This is a genomic window from Pyxidicoccus xibeiensis, from assembly GCF_024198175.1.
In the GTDB taxonomy this organism is placed as follows: Bacteria; Myxococcota; Myxococcia; order Myxococcales; family Myxococcaceae; genus Myxococcus; species Myxococcus xibeiensis.
Map to the genome: position 1 here is coordinate 297,813 of NZ_JAJVKV010000001.1, position 18,819 is coordinate 316,631.

Genomic DNA, 18,819 nt, shown 5'->3' on the forward strand with positions numbered 1-18,819 from the left:
AGGACGAACCCCCATGAATCGAGTCCATATGCGTGCGCTCGCTGCCGTGTCCCTGCTGCTCCTGGCTGTACTCCCCTCCTCGAGCGAGGCGGTCGCCCGGCAGAAGTCCTTCAAGGAGCAGCTCGTGGGGACCTGGACGCTCGTCCTGGTCGACAACGTGCTCCCGGATGGCAAGCGCGTGCAGTTGTACGGCGCCGAGCCCCAGGGCCTCCTCATGTTCGATGGCCAGGGTCGCTACTCCATCCAGATTCTGCGCGCGGGCCGCACCCGGTTCGCGTCCAGCGACAAGAACCAGGGCACGCCGGAGGAGAACCAGGCCACCGTGCGGGGAGCCAACTCCCACTTCGGCCGGTACTCGGTGGACGAGGCGGAGCGCACCATCACCTTCCACATCGACCACGCCTCGTTCCCGAACTGGGAGGGAACGGAGCAGCGGCGCACCTTCACGCTGACGGACGACGAGCTGAAGTACACCGTCCCCGCGCCGACGACCGGGGGAACAGGCGCCGTCGGCGAGGTGAAGTGGCGGCGCGCGGTGACACCCGCGAGCCGGTAGCCGCGTTCAAAGGCGGGCACGGCAGGTGGGCCCGGCCACGTTCGACGTCGAGCGCCGGACGCGCCCCCCGCGCTCAGCGGGGACGCTTGCTCTCCTGGAACGTCACCTCCAGCGGCACTTCCTTCCCCTCGCGGAGGACCACGGCGCGCACCGTCTCGCCGGGCTTCGCGCTGTTGAGCACGAACATCAGGTCCTCCACGCCGCCAATCCCGTGCTTGCCCAGCCGCACCAGGATGTCACCGCGCTTCATGCCCGCCTGGTCCGCCGCGCCCCCGGCGCGCACGCCCGCGAGCAACATCCCCTTCTGTCCCTGGGGCGGACCCGCGTAGTCCGGCACGGTGCCGAGCGAGGCGTTGAAGCTGCGCATGTCCCCGCGCGGCGCCGGTGAGGGCACCTTGCGGTAGGTGAGCGCCGCCTTCCCATCCAGCGCCAGCGCGACGTCCGAGACGATGCCCGCCACCCGCGCCGTGCCCGCCACGTTGAGGCCGTCCACCGTGTCCGTGGGCTTGTGGTAGTCCGAGTGGGCCCCGGTGAAGAAGTGCAGCACCGGGACGCCCGCCGCATAGAACGGCGAGTGGTCGCTCGGGCCGTAGCCGTCGCCGCTGGCGCTGCACGACACCCGGGCCTTGTCACAGGCGGCGGTGACGAGCGGGCCCCACTCCGAGGCGGACTCGGCCCCCAGCACCGTCAGCCCGCCCGAGCGAAGCCGGCCCACCATGTCCAGGTTCAGCATGGCGGCAATGCCCTTCATCCCGGCGTCGCCCCGCTGCCGCGTGAAGTGCGTGGACCCGAGCACCCCCGTCTCCTCGCCAGAGAAGGCCACGAACAGCACGTCGCGCTTGAGCTGGCCCCGCTGCTCCGCGAGGGTGCGCGCAATCTCCAGCAGGCCGGCCACGCCCGACGCGTTGTCGTCCGCGCCGACGTGCGGCTCGTGCCGGTCCGGCGCCAGCGAGTTGCGCCCGCCGAAGCCCAGGTGGTCATAGTGCGCGCCGATGACGATGGCGCCCGGCGCCTTGCCCTCCCCGGCCTCCAGCAGCCCCGCCACGTTGAAGGCGTCGCGCTGCTCGGGCTCGAGCTTCACCGCGATGCGCCCCTCCACGCGCTTGCGCTGCGTCAGCGGCCCCATCAGCGGCTCCATCACCGAGCGCTTCACCACCACCACGGGGAGGCCCGCGTCGCCGTGGCCCTCGGGAGCGAGGCCGGGCAGCGACGCCTCGGGCGGCGGGCTCCAGTCCTTCACCGCGGGCGTAGGTGCTTCCGGCCAGTCCACGACGATGAGCGCCTTCGCGCCCCGCTGCGCCGCCACCCACGCCTTGTAGCGGAGGTCACCGAAGCGCCGCTGCTTGTCCGTGTCCGCGAAGGTGGCCGAGTCCGGCACGAAGCGCCGCACCACGACCAGCTTCCCCTTCACCGACAGCTTCGCGTAGTCGTCCACCTTCAGGGACGGCTCCACGATGCCGTAGCCGGCGAACACCAGCGGCCCCTCGGCCACGCCCTGCGAGGAGAACCCGAGCACCGTGAACGCGTCCGCCGGCACCACCGTGCCCCCGAGCGTCACCTGCGTCCCGGCGCCGGCCTTCACAGCCGTCGTCACCGGGAACACCTGCCGGTAGGTGCCACCGTCTCCCGCGGGCTTCAGGCCCAGCTCCTGGAAGCGCGTCTCGATGAACCTCCCCGCCGCCTCCAGGCCCGGGGTGTCGATGCCGCGCCCGTCGCGCTCCGGCGCGGCAAGGAAGGTGGCGTCCCGCTTGATGCGCTCCGTGGCCGTCTCAGGGGCGGCGGCGGGCTTCGCGTCCTCCACCCAGCGCGCGAGGAAGACGTTGGTGTCGTTGCGGCCCGGCGCCGTGGCGCGGTTGCTGGAGAACACCAGCCACTTCCCGTCCGGGGAGAACATGGGGAAGCCGTCGAAGCCTGGGGCGTGGGTGATGCGCTCCAGGTTGGAGCCGTCCACGTCCACCGCCCAGATGTCGAACTCGCGCCCCTTGGGGTCGCCATGGTTCGACGAGAAGAGGATGCGCCGGCCGTTGGGGTGGAAGAAGGGCGCGAAGGCGGCGGCGTTGAGCCACGTCACCTGCCGCGCCTCCGAGCCGTCCGCGTTGGCCACGTACAGCTCCAGCTTCGTGGGCCGCACCAGGCCCTTGTCCAGCAGCGCCTTGTAGTCGTCCTGCTCCTTGCCGGGCCGGGGCCGCGAGGCGCGCCAGACAATCTTCGTGCAGTCTGCGTTGAAGAACGCGCCGCCGTCATAGCCGGGCGTGTGCGTCAGCCGCCGCACGTTCTTCCCGTCCCGGTCCATGCGGTACAGCTCCAGGTCTCCATCCCGCACGGAGGTGAAGATGATGGAGCCGTCCTTCGCGCAGACGGTGCCCTCCGCGTCGTAGCCGGGCGACGCCGTCAGATGCGTCAGCACACCGTCCGCGCCCGACTTGAAGATGTCGTAGGTGTCGTAGAGGGCCCAGACGTAGCCCATGGAGTGGTCGGGGCGCGGCGGGCACGCGTCGCCACCCAGGTGCGTGGACGCGTAGATGACCTCCTGGTCTCCCGGGAGGAAGTGCGCGCACGTGGTGGCGCCCTGCCCGGTCGACACCGGAGTCAGCGCGGGCTTCGCCTCCTGCGCGTCGACGGCCATGCGGAAGATGCGGTCACACCCCATGCCCTCCAGCCGGGCCTGGAGGGACAGCTGCCGGCCGTCGAAGGACCAGTAGGCCTCCGCGTTCTCTCCTCCGAAGGTGAGCTGCCGGAGGTCGGCCAGCCGCACCTCCTGGGGGAGCGCGGGCGCGGTGGGCGCCGAGGCGGGAGCAGCGACCTCCGGAGCGGGCGCCGTGCCCGACGGGGTTGCACAGGAGACGAGGGCGAGAAATGGGAGGAGGCAACGCTTCATGGAAGAGACCATCGCAAAGCCTCCCCTCCAGCTCAATTGAAGTCGGGTGGATGGTGCAACTCCGCCCCCGCCCCGTGCCGCTACTGCCGGAGCAGCTCCACGCTGTCCATGTGGATGAAGCTGGCGCCGTTCGCCGCGGGAGCCCGGGAGTGGAAGCCCACTTCCAGGAAGCCACCCGTGACGGAGATGCTCGGCGTCTCGACCTGCGTCCACCCGCCATACGTGCCCAGCAGGGTGAAGACCGGCGGGCAGCCACCGCACGTCTGCACCTGGAGGCGGGCGAACTCGAAGTCTCCGCCCTTCCGCACCCAGGCGCGGACCTTGTAGTTGCCGGGAGCCAGGCCGGAGACGGCCTGGTACGTCCACGCCTCGAACGGCGCCGTGCGCCAGTGCGTCAGGTGGTACGCGCCCGCCTGCGCGCCATTGTACGTCTCGCTGAAGGCCGCCGCCGTGCCGTTGGGGGACCACGTCGCCCAGCCCGTCATCCCGGACTCGAAGCCGGGGTTGGTGAGGGGGATGCTGGTGGGCGTGGAGCCCCCGCCGTTGAGGATGTTCGCCGCCTGGGTGACCTGGAGCGAGACGAGGTACGAGAAGGCCTGGTCCAGCTCGGCCTGCTTCGCCGCGTTGCCCGCGTACTGCTTGCGCTGCTGGTACAGCGTGTTGATGAGCTCCAGCTCGCGCTGCGAGTAGGGCACGCCCAGCTTCTGCTGCAGCGTGGTGAGGAAGCCGTAGCCGAACTCGCGCGTCGGCTCGAGCATGGTGCCCTCGCCATAGTCATTCCACGTGGCGAGCTGGATGTGATTGACGCTGCCGCTGTTCTTCGCCAGGTCCAGCGTCTGCCCGAAGCTGCTCAGGCCGTTGTGCGGCAGGCTCCAGGTGGGGCCGCCCCAGCCGCCCGCGCTGTAGAAGGTATGGAAGCCCGGGTACGCCACGCCGAGCTTCAGGGGCACCGGGTGGTTGTTGTAGAAGTGATTCAGGCCCGCGGTGAAGTCCGAGTAGATCCACGCATACTCACCGCTCGCGTTGCCGCCCGCCTCCGGGGACTCGTACCAGAGCGTCAGGAAGGTGGGCTTCGGCGACAGCGGCGCGAAGAGGTTGCTCCACTCGGCGGGCGACTGGAAGGTCTGCGGGCCGAACACGAGCAGCAGCGGCGCGTTGTTGACCTTGATGTGGTTGCCCTGGGGGAAGTACTGGTTCTTCAGCGCGTTGATGTCGTTCTGCGCCGCCGCGAGCTTGTTGGAGATGAAGCCCGCGTCGAAGGCGAGCTTGATGTTGTGGTCCTCGTAGACGAGCGCGAAGTCCAGGCCCACCGCCGCCGTGCGGGCGATGAGGGCGTCGGCGTTCTGCCGGTTCTTCGCGTAGTCCCAGGCATTCACCGTCCCCGGCCAGTCGACGAGGACGCCATCCACGCCCGCGTACTTCATCAGCAACAACTGGTACTCGATGACGTCCTTGTCGCCGGACGCATAGGGCCCGATGAGCGGGTAGTAGTGGGAGGCAATCTGCCGCCGGCCCGAGCCGTCCACGACGTTGGGGTTCTGGTTCGCCATCGTCCAGTGGATGCCCCAGGCGCCATTGCCCGAGGACGCGGGCGTCTCGAACCAGGGCATGACGTGGGCGTAGACCTTCTTGCCCACCGTCTTCGGAACGCGCACGGGCGCCGCCGCCGGAGCACGGGACGTCCCCGCCTCGTCCGGAGACCTGCTTTCTTCGGGTGTTGGAGGATTACACCCGACAAGGAACGCGAGGGCTCCAGCCATGCCCAGCCACAACAGACGACGACGCCTCATGAATGGCTCCAGTGGACTGCGAGGACACGACAAACCTACTTTGTTCGGATATCGTACTTTCCCCGTCCAATGACAACCCGGGTTGTCGGGGCGTCGCCCGCTGGACGAGACTCCCGCCCGCCAACTCCCGGGAGGGCTGGATGGGCATCGCCGAGCGCAAGGCCGCGAAGCAGTTCGAGGAGACGCACTACCCGAAGCTCAAGAAGGACCTGGACGCCGCCGCGCGCTTCGAGGTGACGGTGGAGGTCGACTGGGCCAGCCTCGCCGCGGAGGGCTACGAGCACCTCTACGAGGAGGCGTGGCCCAAGGTGTACTTCGCGCCGCTCATCGGAGCGCTGCGCGCCATCTGCCAGGATGACCTGGGCCGCGAGTCGCTCCAGGGCTCGCTCCGGCGCGTCGTCATCCGCAACAGCGCCGGCAACTCCTCCGCGTCCAGCGTCGCCCGCTTCCAGGACGGCGTGCTCACCCTGGACCACGAGCCGGTCACCAACGTGGACGAGGTGGAGGACCGCCAGCAGGCCATCCAGCAGGCGCTGGAGTCCGCGCCCACGCCCGCCAATGTCTACGCCGAGGACCTGCTGCGCGCCTTCACCGACTCCGGGGCCAAGGGCCTGGACGCGGTGCTGCACGCGGCGCTCAGCATGGCCGGCCGCCAGGAGGCGGGCATCCCCCTGGTGCTCCCCCGGCTGACGCTCTCGCTGCGCAGCGGGCGCGCCGTGTCCGGCTTCGTGAAGGACATCCTGGAGGACCGCCGCGAGGGCCGCGCCGTGCTGCTCTACCAGCCCCGAGAGAGCGACACCCCCTACGATGACGCGGTCATCATCCCCGTGGGCACCATCGAGACGGTGACCGTCCATGACGTGCCCGCCTTCGGCGCCCTCAAGCGCGACGCGGTGCCGGTCCCCTCGCTGCTCCAGCTGAAGCGCCAGTTGGCGGCGCTGGAGGCCCGCGTGCGCGCCGCCACGGAGACGGCCCTCGTCGTGGGGCTCGCCCCCGGAATCAACGCGGGGAGCGCCGACGAGCTGCGCGCCCTCGCCTTCCTCGCGGAGCGCACGCGTGAGGTGCTGGATGCCCTGGTGAAGGACGACGTCGGCCGGGCGGCCCTGCGCGAGAAGGTGAAGCGCATCCACCTGCGCACCGACAGGCACCCCGCCGTGTCGCTCACGGAGGGGACGCTGGAGCTGGTGAACGGCCGCCGCCCCCTGGACTGGTATCCCCGCCAGGAGCTGGAGACGGCGGTGCAGAACGCCCTGTAGCCCCGGTGTGCCGGGCCGCCGGTTTCATGGAAACATGCCGTCCCCATGAGCCGGCCCTGCCCCATCTGCCAGACGAAGACGAACACGACGCTGCGCACCACCCGGGTCCACGGTGTCCAGGTGGACACCTGTGACACCTGCAAGGGCCACTGGCTGGAGCACGGCGAGCTGGAGCGGCTGACCTCGGCCTGGAAGTCGGAAGCACTGTGGGACGCGCTGGCCCAGGCGCCCCGGCGCTGCCCCCACTCCCGACACCATGTCGCCGCGGACCGCACCCACTGCGGGCTGTGTGGCGCGCAGACCGTGGGCTGTCCCACCTGCGGCGAGCGCCTCTCCCAGGTGCGGATGGAGGTCTGCGCGGTGGACGTCTGCGGGCAGTGTCACGGCCTCTGGCTGGATGCGAACGAGCTCACCCTCCTCAGCCGTGCACCGAAGAGCTCGCTCCGTCCCCTGGTGGGCGGCGTGGCGGTGGCCGCCGCCACCGCGGCCGCCCTGGCCGCTTCCCAGGCGGCCGCTGGCGGTCCGGACCCGGTGCGCTCCCAGCTCCGGGACTCGGGGCTGGAGGTGGTGGGAGCCGTGACGGAGACCGCCGTGGAGGTGGTGGCCGAGGTCACGCTGGAGGTCATCGTCGACAACGCCGGCACCGTCGTCGACGTGGTGGTGGACGGGGCCTCCACCGTGGGCTCGGCGGTCGGCGAGGCCATGGGGGTGGTGCTCGCGGGCCTCTTCGAAATCTTCAGCTGATTTCCTAGGGAGCCACAGTATCCCCTATGCTCTTGCACGCAGTCCGCGAGGACCGGCCGGACCATTCTCGGAGAAGGCTGATGAGGCACAGCGTGAGCGCGAATGACACTCCCTCGGAACGTCGCCGGTTTCCCCGGCTGGCCGCGCCGCTGTACGCCCGGCCCGCGAGACTGAGGCGCGTGGAGAAGCAGCAGGTGCTGGACGCCAGCCTCGGCGGCATCCGCATCTACTCCGACGACCTCTACGCGGATAACAGCCCCCTGGAGCTGGACCTGTTCCTCAAGGACGGCACCTCGCTGCGGTGCCACGCACGCGTGGCGTGGACGAAGAAGCTGCCCGCCGGCGAGGTGGCCCGCTTCGAGGTGGGGCTCGCCTTCACCGACGTGGAGCCCGACGTCCTGGACCAGCTCAAGACGGTGCTCGTCCCCGAGGACGAGGGCAGCCCGGACTCGCCGTAGCCGCCCCCGTCCCGGAGCCCACCAGGTTCTTCACCAGCTCATCCCGCTCCCGGGACTGAGCGCGCCAAGATATCGTCTGGATGGAGTTGATAGGCTGGGGCCATGAACCTCGCGCCCCATCCCTTCACCCTGCGCCAGCTCCAATATGTCGTGGCGGTGGCGGACCTGCTCAGCTTCCGGAAGGCCGCGGAGCGGTGCCATGTGTCCCAGCCGTCGCTGAGCGCGCAGGTTGCCCAGCTCGAGGGCGTGCTGGGGGTGCAGCTGTTCGAGCGCGACCGGCGGCGCGTGTTGTTGACCACGGTGGGAATGGAGCTGGTCGAACGTGCGAGACGGCTGCTGGTGGAGGTGGACGCGCTGATGGAGGCGGCCCGGCGGGCGGGCGACCCGCTCAGCGGCACGCTGCGGCTGGGGGTCATCCCCACCGTGTCGCCCTACCTGCTGCCCGCGGTGACGCCCACGCTGCGAAAGCGCTTCCCGCAGCTCACCCTGCGCTGGCTGGAGGACAAGACGGAGGCGCTCGCCCGCGAGCTGGAGCGCGGAGTCCTGGACGGCGCGCTGGTGGCCCTGGAGGCGGAGCTGGGCGACGTGGAGTCGGCGGTGCTCGCGGATGACCCGTTCTTTCTCGTCACGCCGAAGGACCACCCGCTCGGCCAGAAGAAGGGGGACGTCCTTCCCTCCGAGCTGCGGGGGGAGGACGTGCTGCTGCTGGACGAGGGGCACTGCTTCCGGGAGCAGGCGCTGGCGCTGTGTGCGAAGGCCCGCGCGCACGAGCTGGAGTTCCGCGCGACGAGCTTCCCCACCCTCACGCAGATGATTGCCTCGGGCGCCGGCGTCACCCTGCTGCCCGCGCTGGCCGTCTCCACCGAGGCGAAGCGCTCGGACCTGCGGGTGCGCCCCTTCGCCGCCCCGGCGCCCAAGCGGACGCTCGCCCTCATCTGGAGGAAGCGCTCGCCCTTCCGGGACGCGCTCCAGGAGGTGGCCGGGGCCATGCGCGAGGCCTGGCCCCGGAGGTAGCGGGCGGGCGCCTCAGCCGAGCAGGCGGTGGAGGCTGAGGTCCAGCCGGCTGCTCACGAGGCCCAGCAGGCTCTCCAGCTCCGGGGCCTCCAGCCGCATCCGGCTGGCGAGCTCCGTGCGGGTGAGCTTCATCAGCCGCTCGCGGGCATGGGCCACCTGCCGCTGCATGCCGGAGCGCGACTCCCCGTACAGCGCGGCGAGCCGGTCCAGGGTGAAGCCATGGAGGTGGTGCAGCCGCAGCAGCGCGCGCTCGCGCTCCGGCATCGCCGCCAGCACGGAGCGGAGCACGTCCACCAGCAGCTCGCGCGAGTCCTTGCGCAGCAGCTCGTTCTCCGGGTCCCCGGTGGAGAGCATCCGCGCGAGCGCCTCGGGCGGCTCGTCGAACAGCTCCTGGCGGCCGTCCCGGCTGGCCAGCTCGCCGGCGATGCGCGCGGCGGTGATGCGCACCCAGGCCACCAGCGGGCCCCGGCCGGAGTAGTCCGCGATGCGCGGCGGCGCCTCGCCCCGGGCCATCAGCAGCCGCGCGCGGAGCACCTGCAGCACCTCGTCCACGGTGGCGCGGGGCAGCGGGCCCAGCCGCGAGGGCACCTTCCGGAGGACATGCTGGTCGAAGGCGAGCAGCGCCTGCGGGGTGCCCGCCGCGCAGGCGCACGCGAGGTACAGGTCCGCGCCGTGCAGCTGGCGCAGCACGTCCTCCGTCGCCTCGGCGGGGAGGTGCCGGGCCACGTGGCGCAGGAAGTCCTCCACCGGCAGTGGCACCGTGGGCCACGCGGCCCGGGCCGCCGTCAGGTGCCCTTCCAGCAGCGCCTCCAGCTCCGGCACCGCGTCCACCCGGGGCCGCAGCTCCAGCGGGACATAGGCGCGCAGCAGCGCGGTCAGCGAGTTCCGTTCCGGTGTCGTGCTCATCTCACGCCCTCCCGCCGCAGCCAGGCCCGCACCTGCTCCAGCTCCGGGCGGGCGCGGATGCCCAGGGCCTCATAGCGCGAGCGGGCCTCCTGGCCCAGGACGAGAGCGCGCTCGCGCTCCGGCGGCTGGAGCGCCATCAATGCCCGGGCCAGCACGAAGGTGGCCCAGGCCGTGTCCATCCGCTCGCTGATGGAGCTGGCCAGCCGCTCGCGCGCGCGTTCGGCGAGCGGCACGGCCTTCTCCGGAAGGCGCAGCGCCACGTAGGCCTCCGCGACGCAGGTCTGGCTCCGGGCGGACTCCATCGAGTCCGGCCCATCGGCGCGCTCGTTGAACTCCAGGGCGCGCTGGCAGTACCCGAGCGCCTCCCGGGGCGCCCCCGCGCGCAGGGCCAGGGCGGCCAGGGGCGACAGCGGGATGACCGAGTTGCCCTTCCCGGGGCCATGCGCCTTCTCCAGGATGGCCTGCACCCGCAGCAGGTCACGCCGCGCTTCGGAGTAGTGCCCCACACGCTCGTGGACGTACGCGCGGTAGAGGAGCGCCGTGGCGCTGCGCGGCGAGTCCGGGCCCAGCGAGCGCTGGAAGCGCTCCAGGGCGTCCTGGAGCTGCGCGAGGGCTTCCTCGATTCTGTCCTCGTCACCGGACAGCCGGGCCAGGTTCGCGAGCGTGACGGCCGTACTGGGGTGGTCGGGTCCATAGGCCCGCTCGAAGATGGCGTAGGCCCGCTCGAAGTGCTCCCGGGCCTCCCGCAGGCGGCCCTGGGTCCTGTACCACGCGCCCAGGTTGCTGAGCGGGACCGCCAGGGACCTGTGCTCCGGTGTCCCGCTGCTGTCGTGGAGGGCGATGGAGCGGCGAAAGCCCGCCAGCGCCTCTTCGGTCCGGCCCAGCTCCTCCAGCACGATGGCGAGGCCGTTGATGCTGCTGACGAGCTCGGGGTGGTCGACGCCCAGGTGGCGCTCGCGCAGCTCGAGCGCCTGCCGGTGCAGCTCCGCCGACTCGGAATACCGCCTGAGGCGGTAGCGGACCCGGGCGAGGTTGTAGATGAAGTCGGCGGTGCGCAGGCTGTCCGCGCCATGCGTACGGCGCGCCAGCTCCAGGCCCCGGCGGGCCTCCTCGTCCGCCTCGGTGTACCGGCCCTGCTGCAGGCGCACCATGGTCAGCCGGTGGTGCAGGTCCGCGGCGATGGCGGGGAAGCGCTCGCGCCCCAGCCGCTGCACCGCGGCCTCTGCGTGGCGGACGATGCGCTCCGCATCCGCGGGGCGGGAGAGCAGGTCCCCCACCACCCAGAGCAGGAAGTTCCAGGTGCGCGCCACCGTCTCGTCGTCGCGTCCGGCCTCGGCGGCCCACAGCGCCCGGTAGAGGATGTCCTCCGCCTCCTTCGCCTTGTCGCCCTGGGCATGGAGCTGCCCGTGGACGAGGAGCACCTCCGCCTCCAGCGGCCGGTAGTCCAGGCCCTTGATTTCCTCCAGGAGCGCCGACGTGCGCTGGATGCCCTCGGTGAAGCGGGCCGCGGCGAGCTGGGCCTGGGCCTCCGACAGCGCGCGCCGCGCGGCGTCCACCCGGGGCTTGAGCGCATCCGGTGGCTGCGGGCGCGTGGAGAGCGCCGGGGCGTCGATGCAGCTGGCGAGCCCCTCCAGCGACGCGGTGAGCTGCTGGGCGTTGCGCACCGTCTGCCCGTCCGCGTGCGCCAGCACGTCGGTGACCGCGGCCAGCTGCCACAGCCGCGAGTCCAGGCACGCCGTCGTCTGCCAGGCGGCGCTGGTGGGAGTGCTGTGGCCCTTGAGGCAGGCCTCGACGCGCAGCTCGCGCCACCGGGAGGCATGCGCGTCCAGCGTCGCGGAGACCTTCTCCCAGGCGACGGACGCGTACGGCGCCCCCGTGGCGAGGAAGGCCGCGCGCACCCGCTCCCGCTGCGTGGAGCCCCAGGCCACGCCGAGCCGCTCCGCCTCCTGCTCACAGCGCGCCTCGCTCCGATGCGCCATGCCGTACGCCACCACCGCCCCCAGCGCGCTCGCGGCGGTGGCCAGCACCGCCACGCGGGCCCACGTGCGGCGGGGGGGCGGCGTGAGCGCCGCGAGCAGACCCTCCATGGAGGGGAAGCGGTCCTCCGGGCGGGGCTGGAGCCCCCGCACCACCGCGCGCCGTACCCAGGCGGGCACCTTCGTGTCCCGGCCCGCCGGGCGCACCCGGCCCTCGAGCGCGGCGCGCGTCACCGCCTCCAGGCTGTCGCCCGCGAAGGGCCGCACGCGGTAGAGCGCCTCGTGGAGCGCCACGCAGAAGCTGAACTGGTCCGACAGCGCGTCCGCCCTCCGGCCCTCCACCAGCTCCGGGGCCATGTACGCCGGCGTGCCCAGCAGCATGCCCGTGCGCGTCAGCGGGCTGGACAGCGGACTGGTCGGCGTCGGCCCTGGCTCCCGCGCGCTCCGTGAGGCCGTGGGGCCCGCGCGGTTGAGGGGCCGGGCCATGCCGAAGTCCGTCACCCGCGCCCGCCCGTCCCGGCCGACGAGGACGTTGGTGGGCTTGAAGTCGCGGTGCACCAGCCCCGCCGCGTGCGCCGCCGCCAGCCCCTGCCCCGCCTCGCGAAAGACGCGCAGCACCTCCTGCCAGGAGCGGGGCTGCTTCAGCCACTCCGCCAGCGTGGTGCCGTCCACCAGCTCCATGGCCAGGAAGACCGCGTCCCCGTGCCGGCCCACGTCATGGACGCCGACGACGTGGGTGTCCGAGAGGCGCGCCAGCGCCTGCGCCTCCAGCACCAGCCGCAGCCGCAGCTCCTCCACCTGCCGGCCTTCCGGGTGGAGCACCTTGAGCGCCACCTGCCGGTCCAGCTCCGGGTCATAGGCCGCGTACACCACGCCCATGGCCCCGGCACCGATGCGCTCCAGCACCACGTAGCGCGACAGCGTGGCGCCTCGCTCCAGCGGCGCGGAGGCCGCGGTGGCGCACGCCTCCACCCCGGACAGGATGGAGTCGCCGCCGCCCGCCGCCAGCACCCGCTGACAGTCGGTGCACGCCTCCACATGCGTCAGCACCCGGGCCCGCTGCTCCTCCGGCAGCACTCCCGCCAGGAGGTCCGTCAGCGTGGTCTCACCCGGGCACATCGCCATACCGTAACAAGCGTACCAGGGTTCCGGGATTCCCCGACCCCGCCGTTGGGAGGGGGCCGTCCACCGCTGCCGCACAAATCCAGCCACAGCCCAGCGCGGTCAGCCAGCGCGCGGCCGCGGGCTAGATGCTCCAGCAGGCGGCGTACGCGTCGCCCTTGCAGAAGGCGTCCGCCGTGCTCCGGCACTGCCCGTAGGCAATCTGGCCCGCCGCGTAGACCAGCCACGGGCCGTTGGCGGTGCACTTGAAGGTGCAGCGGCGCCCGCCCTCTTCCCAGGTCTCACAGAGGGCCTGTTCCGACGAGCCGAGCGATTCGTCCACGACGGGGAGCTCCTCCTCGGGCAGGCCACCACACGCGGAGAGGAGACCACCGAAGGCGAGGCTGATGAGCAGGGTCTTCATGTTCATGGGAGCTGTCCTTGAAATGGTGTGTGTGGGAGGACTGCCGTGAATCAGAGCCTGCTCCAGCAGACGCTGTAGGCCTCGTGGCCGCACCTCGACCTCGCGTACTCGCGACACTCGCCGTAGGGGACGGAGCCGTAGGCGGCGAAGCGGTAGGGGTCTCCCGGGTCACACTTATAGGTGCAGTACCGCCCACCCTCCTCCCAGCTCTCACAGACGGCCTGCTCCGCCGTGCCGAGCGCCTGGTCCGCGGTGCCGTCCACGAGCTCGTCGGGAGCGCCGCCACAGGCGGAGAGAAGCCCTCCCAGCGCCATGCTGAAAATCACGACCTTCATGTTCACGGGGGTGTCCTTGGCTGGTGCCGGCGACATGCACGGCACCACGCCATTGAAGCAAACCTGCACGTATTGCTGATATCGCGGCTTTTACTTATCTGTCTGGTTTGTATACATGGCGCGAGACATTGAGCTCGGGGGCCGGGTGCCTCAATGTGTCAGCGATGACGACAGCCGGGCACCTGGAGACACAGCGAGCAGGACGCGCAGGGCTGGCGCGGCTCGCGTTCGAGCGCGTGGGAGCTCGCACCGTGGTGCGCACCGCGCTGGCGCACAGCCCGCTGCGGCTGCTCACCCCGCGCAACCACGGCCACGCCGCCTGGGCGTACACCAGCTCGCTGGGCGGCGGGCTGGTGGATGGGGACCACGTGTCGCTGGAGGTGGACGTGGCCCCGGGCGCGTCGGCGCTGGTGTCCACGCAGGGGGCCAACCGCGTCTACCGCTCCCCCCGGGGCTGCCGCAGCGAGCTGACGGCGCGCGTGGAGGAAGGCGCGCTGCTCGCCGTGGTGCCGGACCCCACCGTGTGTTTCACCGAGGCGCGGTATGCCCAGACGCTGGACGTGCGGCTGGCGCCGGGCGCCTCGCTCGTGCTCGTGGACCCGGTGACGTCCGGCCGTGACGCCAGCGGCGAGCGCTGGGCCTTCTCGCACTACACCTCCACCCTGCGCGTCAGCGTGGGCGGCCGCGCCCTGGTGGACGAGCGCTGGCTGCTGGACCCCACGCATGGGCCGCTCGCCGAGCGCCTGGGCCGCTTCAACGCGCTGGCCTCCGTGCTGCTGGTGGGCCCGGCGCTGGCGACCGCTCGCGAGGCCCTGGCCGCACAGGTGGCCGCGCTGCCCGTCTCCTCACGCGCGGCGCTCATCCCCTCCGTCAGCCCGCTGGGCGGCGGCGGCCTGCTGCTGCGTGCCGCCGCCGTCTCCGTGGAGGAGCTGCTGCGCACCACCCGCGCCTGGCTGTCATTCCTGCCGCCGCTGCTCGGCGACGACCCGTGGGCGCGGCGGGTGTGAGCCTCAGAGCGGCGTGGCCCAGCGGGTGAACGCGTCGCTCTTGAAGCGGTGCAGGTAGGGGCTGTTCGCCTGATTCACCAGGACGAGCTCGCTCTCATCGTCGAGGATGCCCACCACCAGGACGCTGGCCATGTTCCAGTTGTCCCCGGTGGAGAAGATGTCCGGCTGGCCCGAGGTGAACTGGATGCTGAACTCGTGCAGCCGGCTGAGCACGACGCCCGTGGGCATCAGGATGTCCACGGTGCGCGAGGACCAGTTGGGCCACTCCGCGGCGTTGTTCAGGTGGCCTCCCGCGCTGAGCACCTCGCCGTAGGCATTCTCATACTTGAGGGCGGCCACGGCGCGGCTCGCCTGGCGCAGGTTGTCATCCGCGGTGAGGATGGTGATGCGCAGCTTGGTGATTTGACGGTCGCCGTCACCCGCGCTCGCGGTACCGGGCGTCAGCGCGAGGAAGGTCACGGCCAGGGCGGCCCCCAGGGTCGCGAGGGCGCGCCGGGAGACTCCATTCAAGAAACGGGTTCCAGTCATGTTGTCAGCTCTTTCGTTGTGGGTCGGGCTCGGAAGGAACACGACAGCCGCGCCACCCAGCCGGCGCGAGCTGGCGGCAAGGTGTCTTGAAGGCCCCGGCGTGAACACTGCCAATCTTCTTGCACTGCCCCCGCCGTGAGGGCCGCGCGATACCCGCGCGCATGGCAAGACACGCGACACTCCTCCTGGTCATCGTGTTGTCGTGGAGCACGGCCGTCGACGCCGCGCCTCCGGAGGGTTTCGGCACGCGGCCCGAGGACCTGCGCATGAAGCTGGTCACCTTCGGTCCCGGGCCGGACGTGCACCACCTCTTCGGCCACAGCGCGCTGTGGGTCGAGGACACGCGGCTGGGCGCGAGCTTCCTCTATGGCTACGGCATGTCGTCCTTCGGGCGGGGCGCGGCCTTCGAGTTCCTCGTGAAGCAGCCGACCTTCTGGGCGGGACGGGTGCCGGTGCAGTCCGCGTTCTTCCTCTACCGGGAGCAGGACCGCTCCATCTCCGTGCAGGAGCTGGACCTCACCGTGGAGCAGCGGCGGCGACTCCTGGCCCGGCTGCAGCACGACGTGCGGCCCGAGCACCGCGAGTACCGGTACCACCCCACCGAGGCCAACTGCGCGACGAGGCTGCGGGATGCCCTCGACGAGGCGCTCGACGGGGCACTGCGAAGTGCCGCCACCGGCCCGGCCCGCCTCACCCCTCGTGAGCACCTGCGGCGGCATGCCTGGCGGGCTCCGGGAGTGGACCTGATGCTGGGCCTCTGGCTCAACGCCACCGTGGATGTGCCGGTGACGCGCTGGCAGGAGGTCTTCACGCCGGTGGAGCTGGCGCGGCTGGTCGCGGACGTCACCCTCGCGGAGGGGGCGGACGGCCGCGTGCGACTGGTGGGCCGGCGGTACGACGAGCACCTGTCACGCGCGGGCCCTGTTCCCGAGGTGCCGGTCTCCACCGTGAGGCGCGAGCTGCTCATCGGCACGACGCTCGCTGTGATGGCGGTGCTGCTCGCGGCCCTGCGCAGGTGCCGGGGCTCCCGGTGGGTGCGTGTCCTCTTCGGGCTGTGTCATGCGCTGGTCGGCGTGACGCTCGGCACCGTGGGGCTGGCCGGGTTCGTGCTCCGGCTCCTCTCCGAGCACCCCGCCCTGCGTCCTGAGGTCGGCCTGCTGCTGGCGAATCCCCTCACCTTCGCGTTGCTGCCGCTCGGCCTCGCGATGGCGCTCGGAATTGGCGGTGCGGAGCAGCAGGCCCGCCGCTGTGTGGCCGTGCTCTGCGCCGGCACGCTGCTCGCGCTGGTGCTCCAGCTCCTGCCCGTCACCGGCGCAGTCAGTCAGGTGCCACTGTCGCTGCCGCTCGCCGCCAACCTCGGCCTCGGCGTGGCGCACGGGTTGCTGCTCCGCCGGGCCGCCAGCGCCACCGTGTCCCTCCACGCGCGGCTCCAGCGCACCTGAGGCATGCAACTACCACTGGGTCATGCATGGCCCGCTGGGAGTCATCGTAAGGGCGGAAGGAACGTTCCTTTCAGGCTCGGGGGATGGCCAGGGCAGGCCGCTGCGTGGAAGGAACGCTCATTCCGGGCTTGGGGTGGCGGGCCTGGCAGGCCGCTGCGCGGAAGGAACGTTCCTTTCAGGCTCGGGGGATGGCCAGGGCAGGCCGCTGCGTGGAAGGAACGCTCATTCCGGGCTTGGGGTGGCGGGCCTGGCAGGCCGCTGCGCGGAAGGAACGCTCATTCCGGGCTCGGGATGGCGGGCCTGGCAGGCCGCTGCGCGGAAGGAACGCTCATTCCGGGCTCGGGCCCTCAGGGCAGTGTCATGGAGCGGCGCGAGTGCCGCGCGTGCTGCCTCAGCCGCCAGCGGGCAGCAGCACCTCCACCCGGGCTCCGCCTCCGGGCAGGCTGGACGCATGCAGCGTCCCTCCGCTCGCCTCGACGAGCCCGCCCACGAGCATCATCCCCAGTCCGGACCCGCCCGGCTTCGTCGTGACGGCGCGGGGCCTCGCTCCGTCCAGCAGCTCCGCCCTGAAGCCGGGGCCGTCGTCGCTCACGCGCAGCAGCACCTGCCCAAGGTCCACGCCGGGCTCCACGCTCGCCCGGACGGTGCTCGCCCCGCGCCGTCCGTCCCCCTCGCAGGCATTCACCAGCAGGTTGGTCACCACGTGGGCCAGGCCCCGCTCTCCGCCGACGACACGGGCGAGCAGGCCCTCCCGTCCGCCCGGCGACTCCGCCCCGACGACGATGCGCACGTGGGAGAAGCGCGTCTGGACCACGTCCGCCACATGGCGCAGCGTGGAGACGACGTCCACCGACTCGGCCGCACCCGCCATCGCCAGCTCACCCAGTGCGCGCGACTTCACGCTGGCCACGAACTCCTCCAGCTCGCGCAGGTCCGTCGTGAGCGCCTGGGCATGCCGTGCACACGCGGGGCTCCCTGGCTCACGGAGGATGAGGTCCGTGCGCAGCCGCGCCGCGGACAGGAGCGTCCGCACGTCGTGGTGCTCCCGCAGCAGCTGACCCAGGTGCCTGCGGGTCCGCTCCCCGCGTGCGCTCTCACAACCGGCCTGGAGCACCAGCCGCCGGGCGACCCCGCAGGCCAGGGTGGCCACCGCGCCCGCGCTGCCCATGAAGATGAGGAGCAGCGCCACCTCGGACGCGCCATAGGTGACGTGGCGGGCATTGAGGCGCAGGTCCAGCACGGCGAGCCCCACCATCAGCAGCAGGTTGGTGGCCGTGCCCACCCAGGCCGCGCGCGGGGACAGCCGCAGCGCGGTGATGAAGATGACCGCGATGGCGGCGGCCGGGTCCGGCATTCGCAACAGGCCCGTGTAGTGCGGGCCATGCCAGAGCAGCGTGGACAGCAGCGAGGCATGGGCGAACACCGCGTCCAGCACGGCGGAGGCGACCAGCAGCCGGGGACCGAACTGGCGCCGCCGCGCGGCCCCCAGCGCGAGCCCCGACGCGAGGATGCCCACCAGCAGCACGGGCAGCTGCAGCAGCGCCGCCGGGACACCGCCCTCCGCGTGGATGCCGCCCAGCGCGAGGAACCGCGCCAGGATGAGCGCGCAGAACACGATGCGGGCCGCGCTCACCAGCGCCTCGCCCTCGTTGGAGGCGTCGGTCAGCACCCGCCGGGCAATCGCCTCGGGCGAGGCCGGCGGTTCGGGTCTGGACATGGGTGGTAGCCTGTGAGGCGTGGAAAGAGTTCGACATCTTCTGCTGGTGGAGGACTCGGAGAGCCTGGCGCGCGTGCTGGAGGACGCGCTGCGCTCTCGCGCCGAGCGCATCTCGCATGCCCCCACCCTGGCCAGCGCGCGCCAGCTGCTGCGCGACGAGCCGCCGGACGCCGTCATCCTGGACGTCAGCCTGCCGGACGGAACCAGCGACAGCCTCCTGGTGGACCTGCAGGCGGTGGAGCCGCTGCCGCATGTCATCGCCATCAGCGGCAGCGCCACCGCGGAGCAGGCCTTCCGGCTGGCGGCCGGAGGCGTCCGGGCCTTCGTCCCCAAGCCGCTGGACCTCGCGAGGCTGGAGGCGGTGTGGCAGGAGACGCTGTCGCGCCCGCCGGACCTGATACACGCGCTGCGGGCCAGCACCGGGCAGGTGCCGCTGCGTGACCTGGAGAGCGTCGTCCGCGCCACCCTGGTGGACGAGGCCCTGGCGAAGTCCCAGGGCAGCGTGCGCGGCGCGGCGAAGCTGCTGCGCATCTCCCGCCAGCTCCTCCAGCACATCCTCAACGCCCGGAAGTGAAGTCGCGCGGCCCGTCATGGCCCTGCGTCCCCACTTCAAGCGCCATACCAGGAACGTGCTGGCCTCATGGCCGAGCGCCCACGCCCCGCGCCTGTGGGCTGGGAGGCAACACG

Annotated in this window: 16 protein-coding genes; 8 read left to right on the forward strand and 8 right to left on the reverse strand. The window is 71.9% G+C overall.

Annotated features, from left to right (window positions below):
* Positions 1-13: 13 nt before the first annotated feature.
* On the forward strand, positions 14-556 hold the full coding sequence (locus LXT23_RS01180; RefSeq protein WP_253978182.1) for a lipocalin-like domain-containing protein: 543 nt from the start codon (positions 14-16) through the stop codon (positions 554-556).
* Positions 557-629: 73 nt separating this feature from the next.
* On the opposite strand, the gene LXT23_RS01185 is transcribed toward LXT23_RS01180, so the two are convergent.
* Together LXT23_RS01185 and LXT23_RS01190 are read right to left on the reverse strand one after the other, a co-directional pair.
* Complete coding sequence (locus tag LXT23_RS01185; protein WP_253978183.1) at positions 630-3,434, reverse strand: M20/M25/M40 family metallo-hydrolase; 2,805 nt, start codon at positions 3,432-3,434, stop codon at positions 630-632.
* An 80-nt stretch (positions 3,435-3,514) separates the two neighbouring features.
* Positions 3,515-5,224 (reverse strand): glycoside hydrolase family 71/99-like protein, encoded by a 1,710-nt coding sequence (locus LXT23_RS01190; protein ID WP_407692860.1) that lies wholly within the window; start codon positions 5,222-5,224, stop codon positions 3,515-3,517.
* Between the two features lie 140 nt (positions 5,225-5,364).
* Here LXT23_RS01190 and LXT23_RS01195 point away from each other — a divergent pair, with 140 nt between their 5' ends.
* The 4 genes from LXT23_RS01195 to LXT23_RS01210 all read left to right on the forward strand — a co-directional run bounded on the left by LXT23_RS01195 (position 5,365) and on the right by LXT23_RS01210 (position 8,696).
* Positions 5,365-6,480 (forward strand): hypothetical protein, encoded by a 1,116-nt coding sequence (locus tag LXT23_RS01195; RefSeq protein WP_253978184.1) that lies wholly within the window; start codon positions 5,365-5,367, stop codon positions 6,478-6,480.
* 45 nt (positions 6,481-6,525) lie between these two features.
* Positions 6,526-7,224, forward strand: a complete 699-nt coding sequence (locus LXT23_RS01200; protein WP_253978185.1) for a TFIIB-type zinc ribbon-containing protein — start codon at positions 6,526-6,528, stop codon at positions 7,222-7,224.
* A 92-nt stretch (positions 7,225-7,316) separates the two neighbouring features.
* Positions 7,317-7,682: a PilZ domain-containing protein gene (locus tag LXT23_RS01205; RefSeq protein WP_253978186.1), complete on the forward strand. Its 366-nt coding sequence runs from the start codon at positions 7,317-7,319 to the stop codon at positions 7,680-7,682.
* A gap of 102 nt (positions 7,683-7,784) precedes the next feature.
* A complete protein-coding gene (locus LXT23_RS01210) occupies positions 7,785-8,696 on the forward strand; it encodes a LysR substrate-binding domain-containing protein (RefSeq protein WP_253978187.1) in 912 nt (303 codons plus the stop codon).
* A 12-nt stretch (positions 8,697-8,708) separates the two neighbouring features.
* Here the strand turns inward: LXT23_RS01210 and LXT23_RS01215 are convergent, their stop codons facing one another.
* The 4 genes from LXT23_RS01215 to LXT23_RS01230 all read right to left on the reverse strand — a co-directional run bounded on the left by LXT23_RS01215 (position 8,709) and on the right by LXT23_RS01230 (position 13,438).
* Positions 8,709-9,602 carry a sigma factor-like helix-turn-helix DNA-binding protein gene (locus LXT23_RS01215; RefSeq protein WP_253978188.1) on the reverse strand — a complete coding sequence of 298 codons (894 nt, stop codon included), beginning with the start codon at positions 9,600-9,602 and terminating at the stop codon, positions 8,709-8,711.
* Positions 9,599-12,703 (reverse strand): serine/threonine-protein kinase, encoded by a 3,105-nt coding sequence (locus tag LXT23_RS01220; RefSeq protein ID WP_253978189.1) that lies wholly within the window; start codon positions 12,701-12,703, stop codon positions 9,599-9,601. The genes LXT23_RS01215 and LXT23_RS01220 overlap by 4 nt, the downstream gene beginning before the upstream one ends.
* Before the next feature lie 121 nt (positions 12,704-12,824).
* The gene (locus LXT23_RS01225) at positions 12,825-13,109 is read right to left on the reverse strand and encodes a hypothetical protein (protein WP_253978190.1); all 285 of its coding nucleotides are present in this window, start codon (positions 13,107-13,109) and stop codon (positions 12,825-12,827) included.
* Between the two features lie 44 nt (positions 13,110-13,153).
* Positions 13,154-13,438 (reverse strand): hypothetical protein, encoded by a 285-nt coding sequence (locus LXT23_RS01230; protein ID WP_253978191.1) that lies wholly within the window; start codon positions 13,436-13,438, stop codon positions 13,154-13,156.
* 164 nt (positions 13,439-13,602) lie between these two features.
* On the opposite strand from LXT23_RS01230, the gene LXT23_RS01235 reads away from it, so the two are divergent.
* Complete coding sequence (locus tag LXT23_RS01235) at positions 13,603-14,445, forward strand: urease accessory protein UreD (RefSeq protein WP_253978192.1); 843 nt, start codon at positions 13,603-13,605, stop codon at positions 14,443-14,445.
* A 3-nt stretch (positions 14,446-14,448) separates the two neighbouring features.
* On the opposite strand, the gene LXT23_RS01240 is transcribed toward LXT23_RS01235, so the two are convergent.
* Complete coding sequence (locus tag LXT23_RS01240; protein ID WP_253978193.1) at positions 14,449-14,973, reverse strand: hypothetical protein; 525 nt, start codon at positions 14,971-14,973, stop codon at positions 14,449-14,451.
* A gap of 161 nt (positions 14,974-15,134) precedes the next feature.
* Between LXT23_RS01240 and LXT23_RS01245 the strand changes: the two genes are divergently transcribed.
* Positions 15,135-16,415: a lipoprotein N-acyltransferase Lnb domain-containing protein gene (locus LXT23_RS01245; RefSeq protein ID WP_253978194.1), complete on the forward strand. Its 1,281-nt coding sequence runs from the start codon at positions 15,135-15,137 to the stop codon at positions 16,413-16,415.
* 391 nt (positions 16,416-16,806) lie between these two features.
* Here the strand turns inward: LXT23_RS01245 and LXT23_RS01250 are convergent, their stop codons facing one another.
* A complete protein-coding gene (locus LXT23_RS01250; RefSeq protein WP_253978195.1) occupies positions 16,807-18,132 on the reverse strand; it encodes a sensor histidine kinase in 1,326 nt (441 codons plus the stop codon).
* A gap of 19 nt (positions 18,133-18,151) precedes the next feature.
* On the opposite strand from LXT23_RS01250, the gene LXT23_RS01255 reads away from it, so the two are divergent.
* Positions 18,152-18,706, forward strand: coding sequence for a response regulator (locus tag LXT23_RS01255; protein WP_253978196.1), 555 nt, complete (start codon positions 18,152-18,154; stop codon positions 18,704-18,706).
* Positions 18,707-18,819 lie beyond the last annotated feature (113 nt).